Here is a 16,062-nt window from a genome sequence, read left to right as displayed (position 1 = left end):
CGCGTGGGGCTTGGGGTCTGGTTTGGAGGGGTTGTAGGGGGCGCCGGGCGCGGCCGCCCCGGGGGGTCCCGCGCCCCCCCGCGCGGGCGGGGGGGGGGCCGCCGCTGCGTTCTCACAACCGGTGGGCGCGGGCGACCGGCAGCAGGCGGAGGGCGAGCAGCGCGGTGACCGCGGCCGCCACGGCCAGCGGTACGGACGCCGACGTCGCCCGCGCGGCCACCGCCATGACGAACGGTGCGGCGAAGCCGAGGTAGGCGCAGGCCAGGAACAGCGACGTGAGGGTGCCGAGGCGGGCCGGCGGAGCCAGCCGTGCAGCCAGCGTGAGCCCCGCGGCGAGGCACAGCCCGCCGCCCGCGCCGAGCAGCGGAGCGGCGACGACCAGCCAGGCCAGCGCGCCGCTCGCCGCGAACGAGGCGGCACCGGCGAACCCCAGGGTGCCGAGCGCGGTGCCGACGACGGCCGTCCACGTCCCCAGCCGGCGCTGCAGGCCGGCGACGACCGTGCCGGCTCCCAGCGTCACGCCGGCCAGCACGCCGGTGACCGCCACACCGCCGTAGGGCAGGTCCACCAGCAGCGGCACGGCGGAGATGATCGTGGACGGGAACGCGTAGACGCACACCGCCACGGGAGCCAGCACGGTGGCCAGCAGGGCGACGTCGCCCTGCCGGATCAGCGGTGCTACCGGTGCCGGCTCCGTCCCGGTCGGTCGATCCCGCTGCAGGTCGACCGTCTCCGGCAGCCGCAGGGCGAAGACGAGCCCCACGGCGACGAGCACGGTGTGCACCAGGTACGACAGCACGGTGGGCCACGGCGCGTACTGGCCCAGCAGGCCGCTGGTGAGGGGGCCCAGCGAGAACCCGGCGGTCATGGCGAAGGCGGCCCGTCGCCCACCTGCGCCCTCCCCGGACGCGCGGGAGAGCTCGCCCACCCAGGCGCTGCCGACGCTGAAGACGATGCCGCTGACCACGCCCTGGAGGAACCGGGCGCCGAACAGCAGCACCAGCGAGTCGCCGGCCGCGGCGAAGGCGAGCGACGCCAGCCCCGACAGCACGATGCCGGGGATCGCCACCTTCCGGCGGCCCAGCCGGTCGGACAGCGGCCCGGCCAGCAGCAGGGCGGGGACGAGCCCGGCGGCGTAGCAGCCGAACAGCGCCGTGAGCACCTCGGCCGACAGGTCCAGCCGCTCCTGGTAGACCAGCAGCAAAGGGGTGGGGACGTTGGTGCCCGCTGCCACGGCGAAGAGCGCGAAGACGGCGCGCTTCCAGATCACCGGGCGACCCTACGGCCCGCGACCGGTGACGCCGTCCCGCGTCCGTCGCGTCGTCCGTGGTGCTGCCCGGAACGACGAAACGGCCCCGCCCGGGAGGGGCGGAGCCGCTGCTCGATCGTGGTGCGCCATCAGGGACTCGAACCCCGAACCCGCTGATTAAGAGTCAGCTGCTCTGCCAATTGAGCTAATGGCGCGGTGTGCCCGGCGTGCCGGGCAACGAGGGAGAACGATACCAGCGCCGGCCCCGGATCCCGGTGGCGGGGTGGCGTGCTCTTCGCCACGGCTCCGCCGTGCGGCTGTCACCTGCTGTGCCGGGTGGGACGACCGGGACCGGATGCCGCCTGCGGGTCGTGACCGACTGCACTCTCCGGTGTCGTCGCTGCGTGGACACTGGAGGGGATGGTCCCCGCCCCGGTCCGGGCGGGGTGGGGAGAGGGGGCGGGACAGGTGCGACGGACAGCCGCAGTGATCGCCACCGGGGCGCTGGTCTTCCTGGCCGGGTGCGGCGGGGACGAGGGCGCCGGCGGGTCCGGCGACCGGGAGACCGTCGCCGAGCCGGCCACGGTCGAGCTGGCGGTCGCCGACGGGGCGGTCGACGTCTCACCCGTGGTCCCGCTCGAGATCGCGGTGACCGACGGGGAGCTGGCCGGGGTGACCGTCACCGACGGCGCCGGTGCGCCCGTGCCCGGCGCCGTGGAGGACGAGCAGCCGGCCGCCGCGGACGACGGCGCGCAGGTCTGGACGCCGGAGACGCCGCTGGCCTACGGCACGAGCTACACCCTCACGGCGACCGCCACCAACGAGGACGCGGCGGAGACGACGGCGACGTCGACCTTCACCACGGTCGACCCGCAGACCCTCTCCACCCCGGGCATCGGCCCCCTCGACGGCCAGACCGTCGGCGTCGGCATGCCGATCCGGGTCTACTTCGACGACCCGGTGGCCGACAAGGCCGCCGTCGAGAGCCACCTGCAGGTGACCAGCACGACGCCCACCGACGGGGTCTGGAGCTGGTTCAGCGACACCGAGGTGCACTTCCGCCCGTCGACGTACTGGCCGGAGAACATCGAGGTGACCCTCGACGCGGACCTCTACGGCGTCGACTTCGGCGAGGGCGTGTGGGGGGAGAAGGACCGCTCGGTGTCCTTCTCGATCGGCGAGCGCCACGTGTCGGTCGCCGACGCCGCCGCGCACACCATGGAGGTCTACGACGGCGACCAGCTGGTGCAGACCTTCCCGATGAGCGCCGGTGGCCCCGACTTCCCGAGCCGCAACGGCGCGCACGTGGTCACCGAGCTCAACCGGGACCGGGTCATGGACTCGAGCACCTACGGCACCCCGGTGGACAGCCCGAACGGCTACCGAACGCCGGTCGAGTACGCCGTCCGGCTGAACGACAACGGCGAGTTCGTGCACGCCGCGCCGTGGTCGGTCGCCCAGCAGGGTCTGGAGAACGTCTCGCACGGCTGCATCAACCTCTCCACCGAGCGCGCGGCCTGGTTCTTCGACTTCTCCCAGCCCGGCGACGTCGTGGAGATCGTGAACTCCCTCGGGCCCACGCTGTCGGCCGCCGACGGCGACATCTACGACTGGGCGATCTCCTGGGAGGACTGGCAGGCCGGCAGCGCCCTGAAGTGAGGGCGCGCCGTCGCGGGACGGCGTTTCCCCCCGCCTGACCAGGGGCATCCTCCGTCCGCTGCGCCGAGGAGGAGTTGTCGTGGACGCCTGGCTGATCGTGCTGATCGTCGTCGTGCTGCTGGTGCTGATCGCCCTCGCGGCGCTTATGTACTCCAAGCGCCACCGCGTGTCCCGCGTGCGGCGGGAGTCGGAGCATCGCCAGCAGGCGCGGGAGAACCTGCAGGAGGCGCAGGTCCGGGCGGCCCGCGCCGACCGGGAGCAGGCCCTCGCCGAGGAGCAGGCCGCGCGCGCCCGGCGCGAGCTGGCCGAGGTGCAGGAGCGCGCCGCGCGCGCCGAGCAGGAGGCCCGCCGCCGCGCTGCCGGTGCCGAGGAGGACCGCGCGGCCGCCGAGCACCTGCGGGCCGAGGCCGAGCGGCTGGCGCCCGACGTCGTCGCCGACGGGCAGCACCCCTACCCCGAGGGCGGCGCCACCCGCCGCTGAGCCCACCGCTCAGTTCCCGCCCCGCCGGCGGTCCTACCCCCGAGGACCACCGAACCGGAGGGGTGCAATGACCGATCTGCTGGCCATCGGGACGCGCAAGGGGCTGTGGCTGGCCCGCAGCGAGGACGACCGCCGGACCTGGACCCTCGACGGGCCGCACCTGCTGGCGCAGGAGGTCGCGGCGGTGTCGATCGACACCCGCCGGGCTGCACCGCGGCTGCTGGCCGGGGTGCAGTACGGCCACTGGGGGCCGAGCGTCACCTGGTCCGACGACCTCGGGAGCAGCTGGCACGAGACCGACTCCGGCGCCATCCGTTTCCCGGCCGACACCGGCGCCGCGCTCGGCCGGGTGTGGCAGCTGCGGCCCGACACCGCGGACCGGCCGGACGTGGTCTGGGCCGGCTGCGAACCGCAGTCGCTGTGGCGCAGCACCGACGGTGGCTGCAGCTTCGCGCTGGTGCATGGGCTGTGGGACCACCCGCACCGGCCCACCTGGGAGCCCGGCGCCGGCGGGGGCGCGGTGCACACCGTCCTCCCCGACCCGGACACCCGCCGGGTCACCGTCGCCATGAGCACCGGCGGCGTCTACGTCAGCGACGACGGCGCGACCGGGTGGCGGCCGCACAACCGCGGGATCAGCGCGGTCTTCCTGCCGGAGCCGCCGGAGTACGGCCAGTGCGTGCACAAGGTCGCCGCCGACGCCGGCGATCCGCGGCGGATGTACGCGCAGAACCACTTCGGCGTCTTCCGCACCGACGACGGCGGCGCCTCGTGGACCTCGATCGCCGAGGGGCTGCCCGTGGACTTCGGCTTCCCGATCGCCGCCTCGCCGACCACCCCGGGCACCGCCTGGGTGGTGCCGTTGGTCGCCGACGTGCAGCGGGTGCCACCGGACGGCAGGCTGCGCGTGCACCGGACCCGGGACGCCGGCACCAGCTGGACGGAGGTGGGCGCCGGGCTGCCCGACGGGTCCTGGACCGCGGTGCTGCGGGACGCGTTCTGCACCGACGACCACGAGGCGACCGGCCTCTACGTCGGCACCCGGGACGGCTGCGTCTACGCCAGCGCCGACGAGGGCGACACGTTCAACACCGTGGCCGAGCACCTGCCCGACGTGCTCGTCGTGCGGGCCGCGCGGCTGCGGTGAGGAGGCCGGCATGAGCGTCGAGGTGGTGCTGCCCGGGGCACTGGCCGACCTGGCCGGGGGTGCCCGGCACCTGGATCTCCGGCCCGATGGCGCCACGCTGGCGGCGGTGCTCGACACCCTGGCGGCGACGCACCCGGTGCTCGGCCGCCGGATCCGGGACGAGGCGGGAGCGGTGCGCCGGTTCGTGAACGTCTACGTCGACGGGGAGGACGTGCGCTGGCAGGGCGGGCTGGCGACGGCGGTGCCCGACGGCGCGGTGGTGCACGTCCTGCCGTCGGTCGCCGGCGGCTGACCGGGCATAGGAGGCTATGCCTGCGGTTTGCCGCCCGAACCCGTAGGCATAGCTTCCTATGCCTCGAGGCGAGGGGTCAGAGGGCGGCGAGGGTGGCGCAGTTCGGGCAGAGCTGGGTCTCCTCGTAGCCCTCCGGGGGCCACGGCAGCTGCTCGTCGATGGAGACGTAGGCGCCGCACAGCGCCTTGCGGCTCTGCCCGCTCACCCGGCCGATCGTCGCGTGCGCCGGGCCGATCTGCCGGGGTGCCAGGCCTTCGGCCCCGAAGGAACCGACCATGACGACCGCGTGAGCCGTGCCGTACGCGTAGACGCTGGTCATGCCGACCAGAGTCCGAGCCTTCCGCCCTCCGCGCCACCACCGCCGGTCACGTGTCGGCCGCACCCGTCACACCGGTCCCACCCGTTCCGGAAACGCCACCGGAAGTGCCCCGGACGGCCGGAGAGCCCCCGCCCGCGCGAGGCGGGCGGGGGCTCTCCGGGCGTGCGCGCTCAGGCGTAGATCTTCTCCACCTCGCCGGCGAACTCCTTCATGACGACCGAGCGCTTCAGCTTCAGCGACGGCGTCAGCTGACCGCCCTCCACGGTCCACTCGACCGGCAGGACCGCGAAGGACTTGATCGACTCCGCCTTGGACACCTGCGCGTTCGCCCGGTCGACCGCGGCCTGGATCTCCGCCAGCACCTCCGGGTCGTCCACCAGCTGGGGCATCGGGGTGTCCGTCGGCCGGCCCTTCGTCTCCAGCCAGCCGGGCAGCGCCTCCGCGTCGAGCGTCACGAGGCAGCCGATGAAGGGGCGGTTGTCCCCGACCACGATGCACTGGCTCACCAGCGGGTGCGCCCGGATCTTGTCCTCCAGCACGGCGGGGGAGACGTTCTTGCCGCCGGAGGTCACGATGATCTCCTTCATCCGGCCGGTGATCGTCACGTAGCCCTCGTCGTCGATGACCCCGAGGTCGCCGGTGGCGAACCAGCCGTCGCGCATCGTCTCCGCCGTGGCGTCCGGGTTGTTCCAGTAGCCACGGAAGACCTGCGGGCCGCGCACCTGGATCTCGCCGTGCTCGGTGATGCGCACGGCCGAGCCCGGCGCCGGCCGGCCCACCGTGCCGACCTTCATCGCATCGGGGCCGCTGACGGTGCTCGGCCCGGTGGTCTCGGTGAGCCCGTAGCCCTCGAGGATGGTGACGCCGATGCCGCGGAAGAAGTGACCGAGCCGCTCGCCCAGCGGGGCGCCGCCGGAGAGGGCGTACTCCACCTTGCCGCCCATCGCCGCCCGGAGCTTGCCGTAGACGAGGGCGTCGAAGAGCTTGTGCTGCAGGTTCAACCCCAGGCCGGCGCCGCCGGTGTCCTGGGCCTTGGACCAGGCGACCGCGACCCGCTCGGCGCGGTCGAAGATCGCCCCCTTGCCACCGGCGTGCGCCTTCTGGCGTGCGCCGTTGTAGACCTTCTCGAAGACCCGGGGGACGGCGACCAGGAAGGTCGGCTGGAACGTGCCGAGATCGGCCAGCAGCTGGGTGAGGTCGGCGGTGTGGCCGAGCCGCGCCCCGTTCTGCACGCAGCCGACCTCGATGATCCGGGCGAAGACGTGGGCCAGGGGCAGGAAGAGGACCGAACTGGCGTTCTCGGCGGCCATGGCCGGGATGACCTGCGGGGCCAGCTCGGCGACGTACAGCAGGTTGCCGTGGGTGAGCTCGCACCCCTTCGGCCGCCCGGTCGTGCCGGAGGTGTAGATGATCGTGGCCAGCGTGTCGGTGGACAGCGTCGCGCGCCGCTCGGCGAGTTGCTCCTCGGGCACCTCCGCCGCCCGGGCCGCGACGCTGTCGAGGTCCCCGCCCTCGATCCGCCAGACCTCGCGCAGCCCGGGGAGGCCGTCGCGCACCGACTCGACCATCGACCGGTGGTCGGCGGTCTCGACGACCACGGCCACCGCGCCGGAGTCCGACAGGATCCACTGCGCCTGCTCGGCCGACGACGTCTCGTAGATGGGGACGGCGACGGCCCCGGCGGTCCAGATGGCGTAGTCCGCCAGCGTCCACTCGTACCGGGTCCGGCTGAGGATGCCGACCCGGTCCCCGGCGCCCACCCCGGCCGCGATCATGCCGCGGGCCAGCGCTGAGACCTGCTCGGCGAACTCCCGGCTGGTCACCGGCACCCAGCTGCCGCCGACGTTGCGGCTGAAGGCCGCGCGGTCCGGTGACGAGGCGGCGTGCTCGGTGACGGCATCGGGCAGCGCGGCGGTGGCCGGGATCTCGAACGTTGCGGGGCTGGAGTACTCCTGCACGGCGGGCTCCTGTCAGAGGCTTCAGCGACTGTGACGTGGCTGACAAAACTACTGTGACGCCGCGTACAAATAAACAGAACGGCTGGTCTGTATGTTGAGGTTCCCCGTGCGGGTGACCGCCGGGTGATCCGCAGACTTCCGGAGGTCCGCTGTGCAGTCCGCGCTCTACGAGGCCGAGCACGAGGCGTTCCGCGCCATGCTGCGCGACTTCCTGGCCAAGGAGGTCGTCCCGCACCACGCGGCGTGGGAGGAGGCCGGGGTCGTCGACCGGTCGGTCTGGCTCAAGGCCGGCGAGCACGGCCTGCTCGGCATGGACGTGCCCGAGGAGTACGGCGGCGGCGGGATCAAGGACTTCCGCTACAACGCGATCCTCTCCGCGGAGGTCAGCCGCGTCGGGGCCAGCGGCCTCGGCTTCACGCTGCAGAACGACGTCGTCGCCCCGTACCTGACCGCGCTCACCACGGACGAGCAGAAGCGGCGCTGGCTGCCCGGGGTCGTCAGCGGCGAGATCATCACCGCGATCGCCATGACCGAGCCGGGCGCGGGCTCCGACCTGCAGGGGCTGACGACGACGGCGCGCCGCGACGGCGACGAGTGGGTGCTCACCGGGTCGAAGACGTTCATCACCAACGGCATCAACGCCGACCTGGTCATCGTCGTCACCCGCACCGACCCCGAGGCCGGTGCCCGCGGCTTCTCGCTGCTCGTGGTCGAGCGGGGGATGCCCGGGTTCGAGCGCGGGCGCAACCTCGACAAGGTCGGCCTGAAGGCGCAGGACACCGCCGAGCTCTTCTTCGACGAGGTGCGCGTGCCGGCGGCCAACCTGCTCGGCACCGAGGGGCACGGCTTCTTCCACCTGATGGAGAACCTGCCGCAGGAACGGCTCTCCATCGCTGCGGGCGCCGTCGCCTCCTCCCGGATCGTGCTCGACCTGACCGTCGAGTACTGCAAGGAGCGCACCGCGTTCGGCAAGCCGATCGGGACGTTCCAGAACACCCGGTTCGAGCTGGCCGAGATGCACACCGAGGTGTCCATCGCCGAGACCTACCTCGAGAAGGCGATCACCGAGCACAACGCCGGGCGGTTCACCGCCGAGGACGCCGCGATGGCGAAGTGGTGGACGACGGAGCTGCAGAAGCGCGTCATCGACCGCTGCCTCCAGCTGCACGGCGGCTACGGCTACATGCTCGAGTACCCGGTCGCCAAGGCCTTCGTCGACTCGCGCATCCAGACCATCTACGGCGGGACGACCGAGATCATGAAGGAGATCGTCGGCCGCTCGCTCGGCGTCTGACCTCCCATCCGAACTCCCGAGAGGACCCGTATGGCCACCGAGGCACGAGCATGAGCACAGAGGCGTTCGTCTACGACGCCGTGCGCACCCCGCGCGGCAAGGGCAAAAGGACCGGTGGGCTGCACTCGGTCAAGCCGATCAGCCTGACCACCGGACTCATCGACGAGGTCCGGAGGCGAAACCCCGGGCTGGACCCGCAGCTGGTCGACGACATCGTCCTCGGGGTCGTCTCCCCGGTCGGCGAGCAGGGCGCGGTCATCGCCCGGACGGCGGCGCTCGCGGCGGGCCTGCCGGACACGGTGGCCGGTGTGCAGATCAACCGGTTCTGCGCCTCGGGCCTGGAGGCGGTGAACCTGGCCGCGCAGAAGGTGCGCTCCGGCTTCGAGGACCTGGTGCTCGCCGGCGGCGTCGAGTCGATGTCGCGCGTCCCCATGGGTTCCGACGGCGGCGCCTGGCCGATGGACCCCGAGACCGCCGCGCGGACCGGCTTCGTGCCGCAGGGCATCGGCGCGGACCTGATCGCCACCCTCGCCGGCTGGAGCCGCGAGGACGTCGACGCGTACGCCGCCGAGTCGCACGCCCGCGCCGCCAAGGCCTGGTCCAACGGCTACTTCGAGGGCTCCGTCGTCCCCGTGACGGACAAGAACGGCACCGTCGTCCTCGACGCCGACGAGCTGGTCCGCCCCGGCACGACGGTCGAGTCGCTGGCCGCGCTGCCCTCGGCGTTCGCCGGCATCGGCGACATGGGCGGCTTCGACGCCGTCGCGCTGAACGAGTACCACTGGGTCGAGCGGATCGAGCACGTGCACACGGCCGGCAACTCCAGCGGCATCGTCGACGGCGCCGCGCTGGTCGTCGTCGGCACCGAGGAGGCGGGGCGGCGCAACGGGCTGACCCCGCGCGCCCGCATCGTGAGCACCGCCGTCTCCGGCGCCGACCCGGTGATCATGCTGACCGGCCCGGCGCCGGCCACCCACAAGGCGCTGGCGAAGGCCGGGCTGACCGTCGACGACATCGACCTGGTCGAGATGAACGAGGCGTTCGCCGCGGTCGTCCTGCGGTTCATGGCCGACACCGGCTTCGACCACGAGCAGGTCAACGTCAACGGCGGCGCCATCTCGATGGGGCACCCGCTGGGCGCCACCGGCGCGATGATCCTGGGCTCCCTCGTCGACGAGCTCGAGCGGCGCGACCTGCGCTACGGCCTGGCCACCCTGTGCGTCGGGGGCGGGATGGGCATCGCCACCGTCGTCGAGCGAGTCTGAGGAGCACTGCAGTGAGTGAGAGCACCATCCGCTGGGAGCAGGACCCCGACGGCGTCGTCGTCCTGACGCTCGACGACCCGGCGTCGTCGGCGAACACCATGAACGACGCGTACGTGCGGTCGATGGGCGAGACGATCGACCGGCTCCAGCGCGAGAAGGAGTCCATCCGCGGCGTCGTGCTGACCAGCGCGAAGAAGACCTTCTTCGCCGGCGGCAACCTGGGCAGCCTCATCCAGGCGACGCCGGAGACCCGCGACCAGGTCCTCGCCCAGGTCACGCTGGTGAAGAGCCAGCTGCGCCGGCTGGAGACCCTCGGCCTGCCGGTGGCCGCGGCGATCAACGGGACCGCGCTCGGCGGCGGGCTGGAGATCGCGCTGGCCTGCCACCACCGCGTCGTCCTGGCCGACCCGAAGGTCAAGCTGGGCTTCCCCGAGGTGACGCTGGGCCTGCTGCCCGGCGGCGGCGGGGTCGTGCGGTCGGTCCGGCTGCTCGGGCTGACGACGGCGCTGCTGGAGCTGCTGCTGCAGGGCCAGCAGGTGCGGCCGGAGAAGGCGCTCAAGCTGGGCCTGGTGCACGCGACCGCCGCGGACCCGGACGAGCTGCTGGCGAAGGCGCGCGACTGGGTACTGGCGAACCGGGGCGCGGCGCAGCCCTGGGACACGAAGGGCTACAAGGTGCCCGGCGGCACCCCGTCGTCGCCGTCGCTGGCCGCCAACCTGCCGGCGTTCCCGGCCAACCTGACCAAGCAGCTCAAGGGCGCGCCGTACCCGGCGCCGTACGCGATCCTGTCGGCCGCGGTGGAGAGCCTCCAGGTCGACGTCGACACCGCGTTCACCGTCGAGGGGCGCTACTTCGTCGACCTCGTCGTCGGCCAGGTCTCCACCAACCTGATCCAGGCGCTGTGGTTCGACCTGAACCGGATCAACGGCGGCGGCTCCCGCCCCGCGGTCGAGCGGACGGTCACGGCGTCGAAGGTCGGCGTGCTCGGCGCCGGGATGATGGGCGCCGGCATCGCCCACGCGTTCGCCAAGGTCGGCGTGGAGGTCGTGCTCAAGGACGTCAGCACCGAGGCAGCCGAGAAGGGGAAGGCGCACGTCGCGACCCTGGTGGGCAAGCAGGTCTCCCGCGGCCGGATGGCGCAGGAGAAGGCCGACGCCTTCCTGGCCCGGATCACCCCGACCGGCGACGCCGCCGACCTGGCCGGCTGCGACGTGATCGTCGAGGCGGTCTTCGAGGACACCGCGCTGAAGCACCGGGTGCTGAGCGAGGCCGAGGCGCACGCGGCGCCGGGTGCGCTGCTGGCGTCCAACACCTCGACGCTGCCGATCACCGGCCTCGCCGAGGGCGTGCAGCGGCCGGCGGACGTCGTCGGCATGCACTTCTTCTCACCGGTGGACAAGATGCCGCTGGTCGAGCTGATCGTGGGGGAGCGAACCTCGGACGAGGCGCTGGCCCGCGCCTACGACGTCGTCCGGCAGATCGGCAAGACGCCGATCGTGGTCTCCGACAGCCGCGGCTTCTTCACCAGCCGGGTGTTCGGCACCCTCGTCATGGAGGGCGCGGCACTGCTGGCCGAGGGCCTCGCCCCGATGAGCATCGAGCGGGCAGCCCTGCAGGCCGGCTTCCCGGCCGGTCCGCTGACGCTGCTCGACGAGGTGACGCTCACCCTGCCGCTGAAGATCCGGGACGAGGCGGCCAGGGCCGGCGCCGGCGACGACCACCCGGCTGTCGCGGTGCTGCGGACGCTGGTCGAGCACGGCCGCACCGGCAAGTCGGCTGGCGCGGGGTTCTTCGACTGGCAGCCGGAGAAGCGGGTGTGGCCCGGGCTGGCCGAGCTCTTCCCCGCGAGCGATGCCGGTTCCGCGGGTGCGGTGCCCTTCCGCGACGCCCAGGAGCGGCTGCTGTTCGCCATGGCCGTCGAGACGGCGCGCTGCCTCGAGGAACAGGTGCTGCGCACCGTCGAGGACGCCAACATCGGCTCGATCATGGGCATCGGGTTCCCCCCGCTGTACGGCGGCGTGCTGCAGTACGTCGACCAGTACGAGGGCGGGGTGGCCGGGTTCGTGGCCCGCGCCGACGAGCTGGCCGACCGCTACGGCGAGCGGTTCCGCCCGCCGGCGCTGCTCCTGGAGCGGGCGGTTCCCGCCGGGAGCCTGCGCGCGGCCGCCGCGGTCTAGACAGGGGGAGCGGGGCGCCGCGCACCGGCGGCGCCCCTCTCCCGCCGCTTCCTACGATTCGGGTCATGGTCGAGAGCGGGGAGTTGCAGGTGACCACCGCTCCGGTGCGCCGGACCCAGGCCGAGCGTCGTGCGAGCACGCGCGACGCGCTGGTGCGGGCGACGGTCGAGTCGCTGGTCGAGCTGGGCTACGCGCGGACCACCACCCAGGAGGTGCAGCGCCGGGCCGGGGTCTCCCGTGGCGCGCTGACCCACCAGTTCACGGCGAAGGCCGACCTGGTGCTCGCGGCGGTCGACCACCTCTACGAGGAGTTCAGCGCCAGCGTCCGGCAGGCCGCCGCGGACCTCCCGGCAGAGTCCTCCGCCCGTGTCAGGCTGGGCGTGGAGCTGATCTGGGAACGGTTCCACGGCCAGCTCTTCGTCGCGGCGATGGAGCTGTGGGGCGCGGCCCGCACCGACGCCGAACTGCGGGCCGCGCTGCTGCCGCACGAACGCCGGCTGGGCGCGCAGCTGCGGGCGCTGGCGATGGAGGTGTTCGGCGAGCAGGTGGCGCGGCACCCGCAGGCCGAGGCGGTCTACCAGGTGTTGCTCACCTCGATGCGCGGCCAGGCGCTCACCTACGCGCTGCAGCCCGACGCCCCGCGCACCGGCCCGCACGTCGAGCACTGGCAGTCGATCATCGCGGCCTTCACCGCCTCCTGACGGCGATCGATCAGGAGCCGCCGGCTGCCCGGCGCGGCGGCGGTCAGGTCCGCTCGGCCACCGGCAGGATCTCCCCGCTCTCCACCCGGGCGCGGTAGCCGTTGATCTCCGCCTTGACCACCCGGGCCAGGATGTAGAGCCCGATGATGTTGGGCAGCGACATCAGGAAAATCATGCTGTCGGAGAAGCCGATCACCGACTCGACCGTGGACGACGCCCCGATGACGACGAAGAGGCAGAAGACCAGCTTCCACGTCCGGTCGACGACCATCGACTCGCCGAAGAGGTAGGTCGCCGCCTTCAGGCCGTAGTAGCTCCAGGCCAGCATCGTCGAGTACGCGAAGAGGATGACCGCGACGGCCAGGACGATCGGGAACCAGTCGACGACCGTCTCGAAGGCCGCCGACGTCGTCTCCACGCCCGCGTCGCTGTCCTCGTCGGCGTAGGTGCCGGTGATGACGATGGCCAGGGCGGTCATCGTGCAGATGACGACCGTGTCGATGAAGGGCTCGAGGACGGCGACGTGCCCCTCGGTGGCCGGCTCGTCGGTCTTCACCGCGGAGTGCGCGATCGCCGCCGACCCCAGCCCCGCCTCGTTGCTGAAGGCGGCCCGGCGGAAGCCCTGGATGAGGACCCCGACGATGCCCCCGTAGCCGGCCTCGGGGGTGAACGCCTCGGAGAGGATCGCCCACAGCGCCGCCGGGACATCGGTGAGGTTGGCGAACAGCACGGTCAGGCAGGCGAGGACGTAGAAGACCGCCATGAACGGCACGAGCTTGTCCGTGACCCGGGCGATGCTGCGGATGCCGCCGATGATGACCGCGCCGACGAGGACGGCGAGCACGAGGCCGAAGACCGCACCCGCGGCCCCGAACCCGAGCGGGCCGTCCTCGCCGCCGGTGACCGACTGCGCCTGGTTGAACGCCTGGTTGGCCTGGAACATGTTGCCGCCGCCGACGGCCCCGCCGAGGGTGAAGATGCAGAACAGGACGGCGAGCACCTTGCCGAAGGTGCCCATCCGCGGGCCCTTCTCCCGGAGCCCCTTGGTCAGGTAGTACATCGGCCCGCCGGAGACCCGGCCGTCCGGGTAGACGTTGCGGTACTTCACCCCGAGCGTGCACTCGACGCCCTTGGTGCACATGCCGAGCAGCCCGGCGATGATCATCCAGAAGGTGGCGCCCGGCCCACCGAGGGAGATCGCGATGGCCACGCCGGCGATGTTGCCGAGGCCGACGGTGCCCGACACGGCCGTGGCGAGCGCCTGGAAGTGGGTGACCTCGCCGGCGTCCCGCGGGTCGTCGTAGCGGCCGCGGATCAGCTGGAACGCGTGCGTGAAGGCGCGGAACTGGAAGCCGCGCAGGTAGATCGTGAAGAACAGGCCGGCGATCACCAGCCAGACCACGATGAGCGGGAGCTCCACGCCCTCGGCGATGAAGTTCAGCGGGACCGCGTAGAAGACGACCGAGGTGATGTCGTCGAAGACCGGCGCGAAGAAGCCGTCGACCCGCTCGTCGAAGCTGGCGGCCAGGACCGATCCGGACGGGGCGCCCATCACGGCACCACCAGGACGGGCACGGGGGAGAGCTGGATGAGGCTGCTCGGCGTCGAGCCGAACAGCAGGGTGCGCACCCGGCTCTGCCCGACCCGGCCGACGGTGATCCAGGCGGCGTCGTGCTCGCGGGCCAGGGCCACCAGCGTCTCCGCCGGGTGACCGTGCCGCACCACCCCTTCCACCCGGAGATCCCCCGGCTCGGCGAGCCGGGCGATGACCGGGTCGAGCACGCGCTCCTGGGCGGCGGCGGTCTCCCGCGCCTTCTCCACGGAGCGGCGTTCGTTCTCCTCCGCGGTGGTGAAGGAGTACGGCGACCAGGGGACGACGCACGCCAGGACCAGGCGCAGCTCGTGGCGGTGGGCGGCGTCGGCGGCGGCATCGGCGGCGCGGCCGCTCGATTCGCTGCCGTCCAGACCCACGACGATCGAATCGGGCACGAGCGCACCTCCGGCGGCCGACGACGACGTGGCGGGAACCGTAGCCCCCATCGGTAGCCCCGGCAGGCCGAGAGGGCCCCGTTCTCGATCCAGCGCGCGGTGCACTGCCACCGCGCCGATCGTCACGGGTGGGTGTCGATCGGCGCGGACCGGGTGACGGTCGGTACCGACCGGGTAGGTGCGGGGGACACGACATCCGTCGAGAAGGAGAAGCCCGTGCTCGGAGTCATCGCACTGCTGCTGGTCGTCTGGCTGGCGCTCGCCGTCATCGGAGCCGTGGTCGAGGGGCTGTTCTGGCTGCTGATCATCGGCGTCGTCCTCTTCCTGGCCACCGCCGCCTACGGCTGGATGAAGCGCAACACCAAGGTCTGACCTGCCGCGTCACCAGCGGCTCGCGGAGAGGCGTCCGACGGCCGTCGGGGCACCGGCAGGTGTCGTGCCGGGCAGCCTTCCCCCACGAGAGGAGAACTCGGCATGGAGGTCACCGGCATCATCACCGCGCTGGTCATCGGTCTCATCATCGGTGCGCTCGGCAGGCTGGTCGTCCCCGGCAAGCAGAAGATCCCCATCTGGATGACCTTGCTCATCGGTGTGCTCGCGGCGATCGTCGGCACCCTGGTCGCCGGTGCGCTGGGGGTGGCCGACACAGCGGGCATCGACTGGATCGAGCTGGCCCTGCAGGTCGGCTTCGCGGCGCTCGGTGTGGCGGCCGTGGCCGGCTCCTACGGGCGGCGCACCCGCGTCTGACGCGCCGGCCGCGGAGAGGCCCTGGTCGGTTCGCCGACCGGGGCCTCTCGCGTCTCGGGCGAGTCCCGGGCGCGCGGATCGGTCCCGGCCGACCAGCTGCACCGTGGCTCTCGGACCGTGCTGAGGGCCGCGTCCACCCGGCCGGCGGTGAGCGCCAGCACCCGGTCGGCGCTCGCGACCGCGGACACCTCGTGGGTGGCGTGCACGACGACGGCGCCGCGCGCCGCCTCGTCGGCCAGCGCCCGCAGCACCGCCACCTGGGTCGCGGCGTCCACCCCGGCGGTGGGCTCGTCGAGCAGCAGCACGTCCGCGCGGGCGACCAGCCCCTGGGCGACCAGGGCGCGCTGGCGCTGGCCGCCGGACAGCTCGGACAGCGGCAGGTGCATCAGCCCGGTGATGCCGAGGCGCTCGGCGCCCGCGGCGATCAGCTCCCGGTCGCAGGTCCGCAGCCGTCGCCACGGGCCGCGCTCGCGCCAGCGGCCCATCGTGACCGTGTCGGCCACCGTGAGCGGCAGCTGGTCCGGGACGGCGCTGCGCTGGGGGACGTAGGCCACCGTCCGCCCCGCCGCCCCCCGCACCCGGCCCGCGGTGGGCTCGAGCACGCCGGCCAGCACGTCGAGCAGGGTCGACTTGCCGGCGCCGTTCGAGCCGACCAGTGCGGTGACCGCGCCGGCCGGCAGCCACGCGTCGACCGCGCAGAGGGCGACGGTCTCGCCGCGGCGGACGGTGAGGCCCTCGACGTCGATGGCGGGCGCAGGCATGACCGGGACGCTAGCAGTAGTGA

The 16,062-nt window shown here is 73.0% G+C and carries 16 protein-coding genes and 1 tRNA gene; 10 read left to right on the top strand and 7 right to left on the bottom strand.

Annotated features, from left to right (window positions below; genetic code table 11):
* Nucleotides 1-112 precede the first annotated feature (112 nt).
* On the bottom strand, nt 113-1,270 hold the full coding sequence (locus ACI79T_RS14900) for an MFS transporter (RefSeq protein WP_456610854.1): 1,158 nt from the start codon (nt 1,268-1,270) through the stop codon (nt 113-115).
* A gap of 118 nt (nt 1,271-1,388) precedes the next feature.
* Nucleotides 1,389-1,464: transfer RNA gene (locus ACI79T_RS14895), tRNA-Lys, on the bottom strand.
* 271 nt (nt 1,465-1,735) lie between these two features.
* On the opposite strand from ACI79T_RS14895, the gene ACI79T_RS14890 reads away from it, so the two are divergent.
* From ACI79T_RS14890 to ACI79T_RS14875, 4 genes are all read left to right on the top strand, one after another.
* Nucleotides 1,736-2,908, top strand: coding sequence for a L,D-transpeptidase (locus ACI79T_RS14890; protein WP_456610853.1), 1,173 nt, complete (start codon nt 1,736-1,738; stop codon nt 2,906-2,908).
* A 79-nt stretch (nt 2,909-2,987) separates the two neighbouring features.
* Nucleotides 2,988-3,389, top strand: a complete 402-nt coding sequence (locus ACI79T_RS14885) for a hypothetical protein (protein WP_456610852.1) — start codon at nt 2,988-2,990, stop codon at nt 3,387-3,389.
* Between the two features lie 67 nt (nt 3,390-3,456).
* Nucleotides 3,457-4,536: an exo-alpha-sialidase gene (locus ACI79T_RS14880; protein WP_456610851.1), complete on the top strand. Its 1,080-nt coding sequence runs from the start codon at nt 3,457-3,459 to the stop codon at nt 4,534-4,536.
* A 10-nt stretch (nt 4,537-4,546) separates the two neighbouring features.
* Nucleotides 4,547-4,828 carry a ubiquitin-like small modifier protein 1 gene (locus ACI79T_RS14875; protein WP_456610850.1) on the top strand — a complete coding sequence of 94 codons (282 nt, stop codon included), beginning with the start codon at nt 4,547-4,549 and terminating at the stop codon, nt 4,826-4,828.
* A gap of 76 nt (nt 4,829-4,904) precedes the next feature.
* Here the strand turns inward: ACI79T_RS14875 and ACI79T_RS14870 are convergent, their stop codons facing one another.
* The gene (locus tag ACI79T_RS14870; protein WP_269191029.1) at nt 4,905-5,147 is read right to left on the bottom strand and encodes a hypothetical protein; all 243 of its coding nucleotides are present in this window, start codon (nt 5,145-5,147) and stop codon (nt 4,905-4,907) included.
* 170 nt (nt 5,148-5,317) lie between these two features.
* On the bottom strand, nt 5,318-7,105 hold the full coding sequence (locus tag ACI79T_RS14865; protein WP_456610849.1) for an AMP-dependent synthetase/ligase: 1,788 nt from the start codon (nt 7,103-7,105) through the stop codon (nt 5,318-5,320).
* 151 nt (nt 7,106-7,256) lie between these two features.
* On the opposite strand from ACI79T_RS14865, the gene ACI79T_RS14860 reads away from it, so the two are divergent.
* From ACI79T_RS14860 to ACI79T_RS14845, 4 genes are all read left to right on the top strand, one after another.
* Nucleotides 7,257-8,399 carry an acyl-CoA dehydrogenase family protein gene (locus ACI79T_RS14860; protein ID WP_456610848.1) on the top strand — a complete coding sequence of 381 codons (1,143 nt, stop codon included), beginning with the start codon at nt 7,257-7,259 and terminating at the stop codon, nt 8,397-8,399.
* 50 nt (nt 8,400-8,449) lie between these two features.
* Nucleotides 8,450-9,664: an acetyl-CoA C-acetyltransferase gene (locus ACI79T_RS14855; protein WP_456610847.1), complete on the top strand. Its 1,215-nt coding sequence runs from the start codon at nt 8,450-8,452 to the stop codon at nt 9,662-9,664.
* 11 nt (nt 9,665-9,675) lie between these two features.
* Complete coding sequence (locus ACI79T_RS14850) at nt 9,676-11,841, top strand: 3-hydroxyacyl-CoA dehydrogenase NAD-binding domain-containing protein (RefSeq protein WP_456610846.1); 2,166 nt, start codon at nt 9,676-9,678, stop codon at nt 11,839-11,841.
* A gap of 65 nt (nt 11,842-11,906) precedes the next feature.
* Entirely contained in the window at nt 11,907-12,542 is a 636-nt protein-coding gene (locus ACI79T_RS14845) for a TetR/AcrR family transcriptional regulator (RefSeq protein ID WP_456610845.1), read from the top strand.
* A gap of 43 nt (nt 12,543-12,585) precedes the next feature.
* Here ACI79T_RS14845 and ACI79T_RS14840 read toward each other — a convergent pair whose 3' ends face one another.
* Both ACI79T_RS14840 and ACI79T_RS14835 read right to left on the bottom strand, forming a co-directional pair.
* Nucleotides 12,586-14,094: an alanine/glycine:cation symporter family protein gene (locus ACI79T_RS14840; RefSeq protein WP_456610844.1), complete on the bottom strand. Its 1,509-nt coding sequence runs from the start codon at nt 14,092-14,094 to the stop codon at nt 12,586-12,588.
* A complete protein-coding gene (locus ACI79T_RS14835; RefSeq protein ID WP_456610843.1) occupies nt 14,094-14,531 on the bottom strand; it encodes a universal stress protein in 438 nt (145 codons plus the stop codon). Before ACI79T_RS14835 ends, ACI79T_RS14840 begins: the two co-directional genes overlap by 1 nt.
* Nucleotides 14,532-14,747: 216 nt before the next feature.
* On the opposite strand from ACI79T_RS14835, the gene ACI79T_RS14830 reads away from it, so the two are divergent.
* Nucleotides 14,748-14,903 carry a hypothetical protein gene (locus tag ACI79T_RS14830; protein ID WP_456610842.1) on the top strand — a complete coding sequence of 52 codons (156 nt, stop codon included), beginning with the start codon at nt 14,748-14,750 and terminating at the stop codon, nt 14,901-14,903.
* Between the two features lie 102 nt (nt 14,904-15,005).
* Nucleotides 15,006-15,278, top strand: coding sequence for a GlsB/YeaQ/YmgE family stress response membrane protein (locus ACI79T_RS14825; protein ID WP_456610841.1), 273 nt, complete (start codon nt 15,006-15,008; stop codon nt 15,276-15,278).
* On the opposite strand, the gene aztA is transcribed toward ACI79T_RS14825, so the two are convergent.
* Nucleotides 15,254-16,039: a zinc ABC transporter ATP-binding protein AztA gene (aztA, locus tag ACI79T_RS14820; protein WP_456610840.1), complete on the bottom strand. Its 786-nt coding sequence runs from the start codon at nt 16,037-16,039 to the stop codon at nt 15,254-15,256. The genes ACI79T_RS14825 and aztA overlap by 25 nt on opposite strands.
* Nucleotides 16,040-16,062 lie beyond the last annotated feature (23 nt).

The organism is Blastococcus sp. SYSU DS0619 (assembly GCF_054051035.1).
Note: the sequence above shows the minus strand (reverse complement) of the source record. Positions and strands in the feature narration are given on the sequence as shown.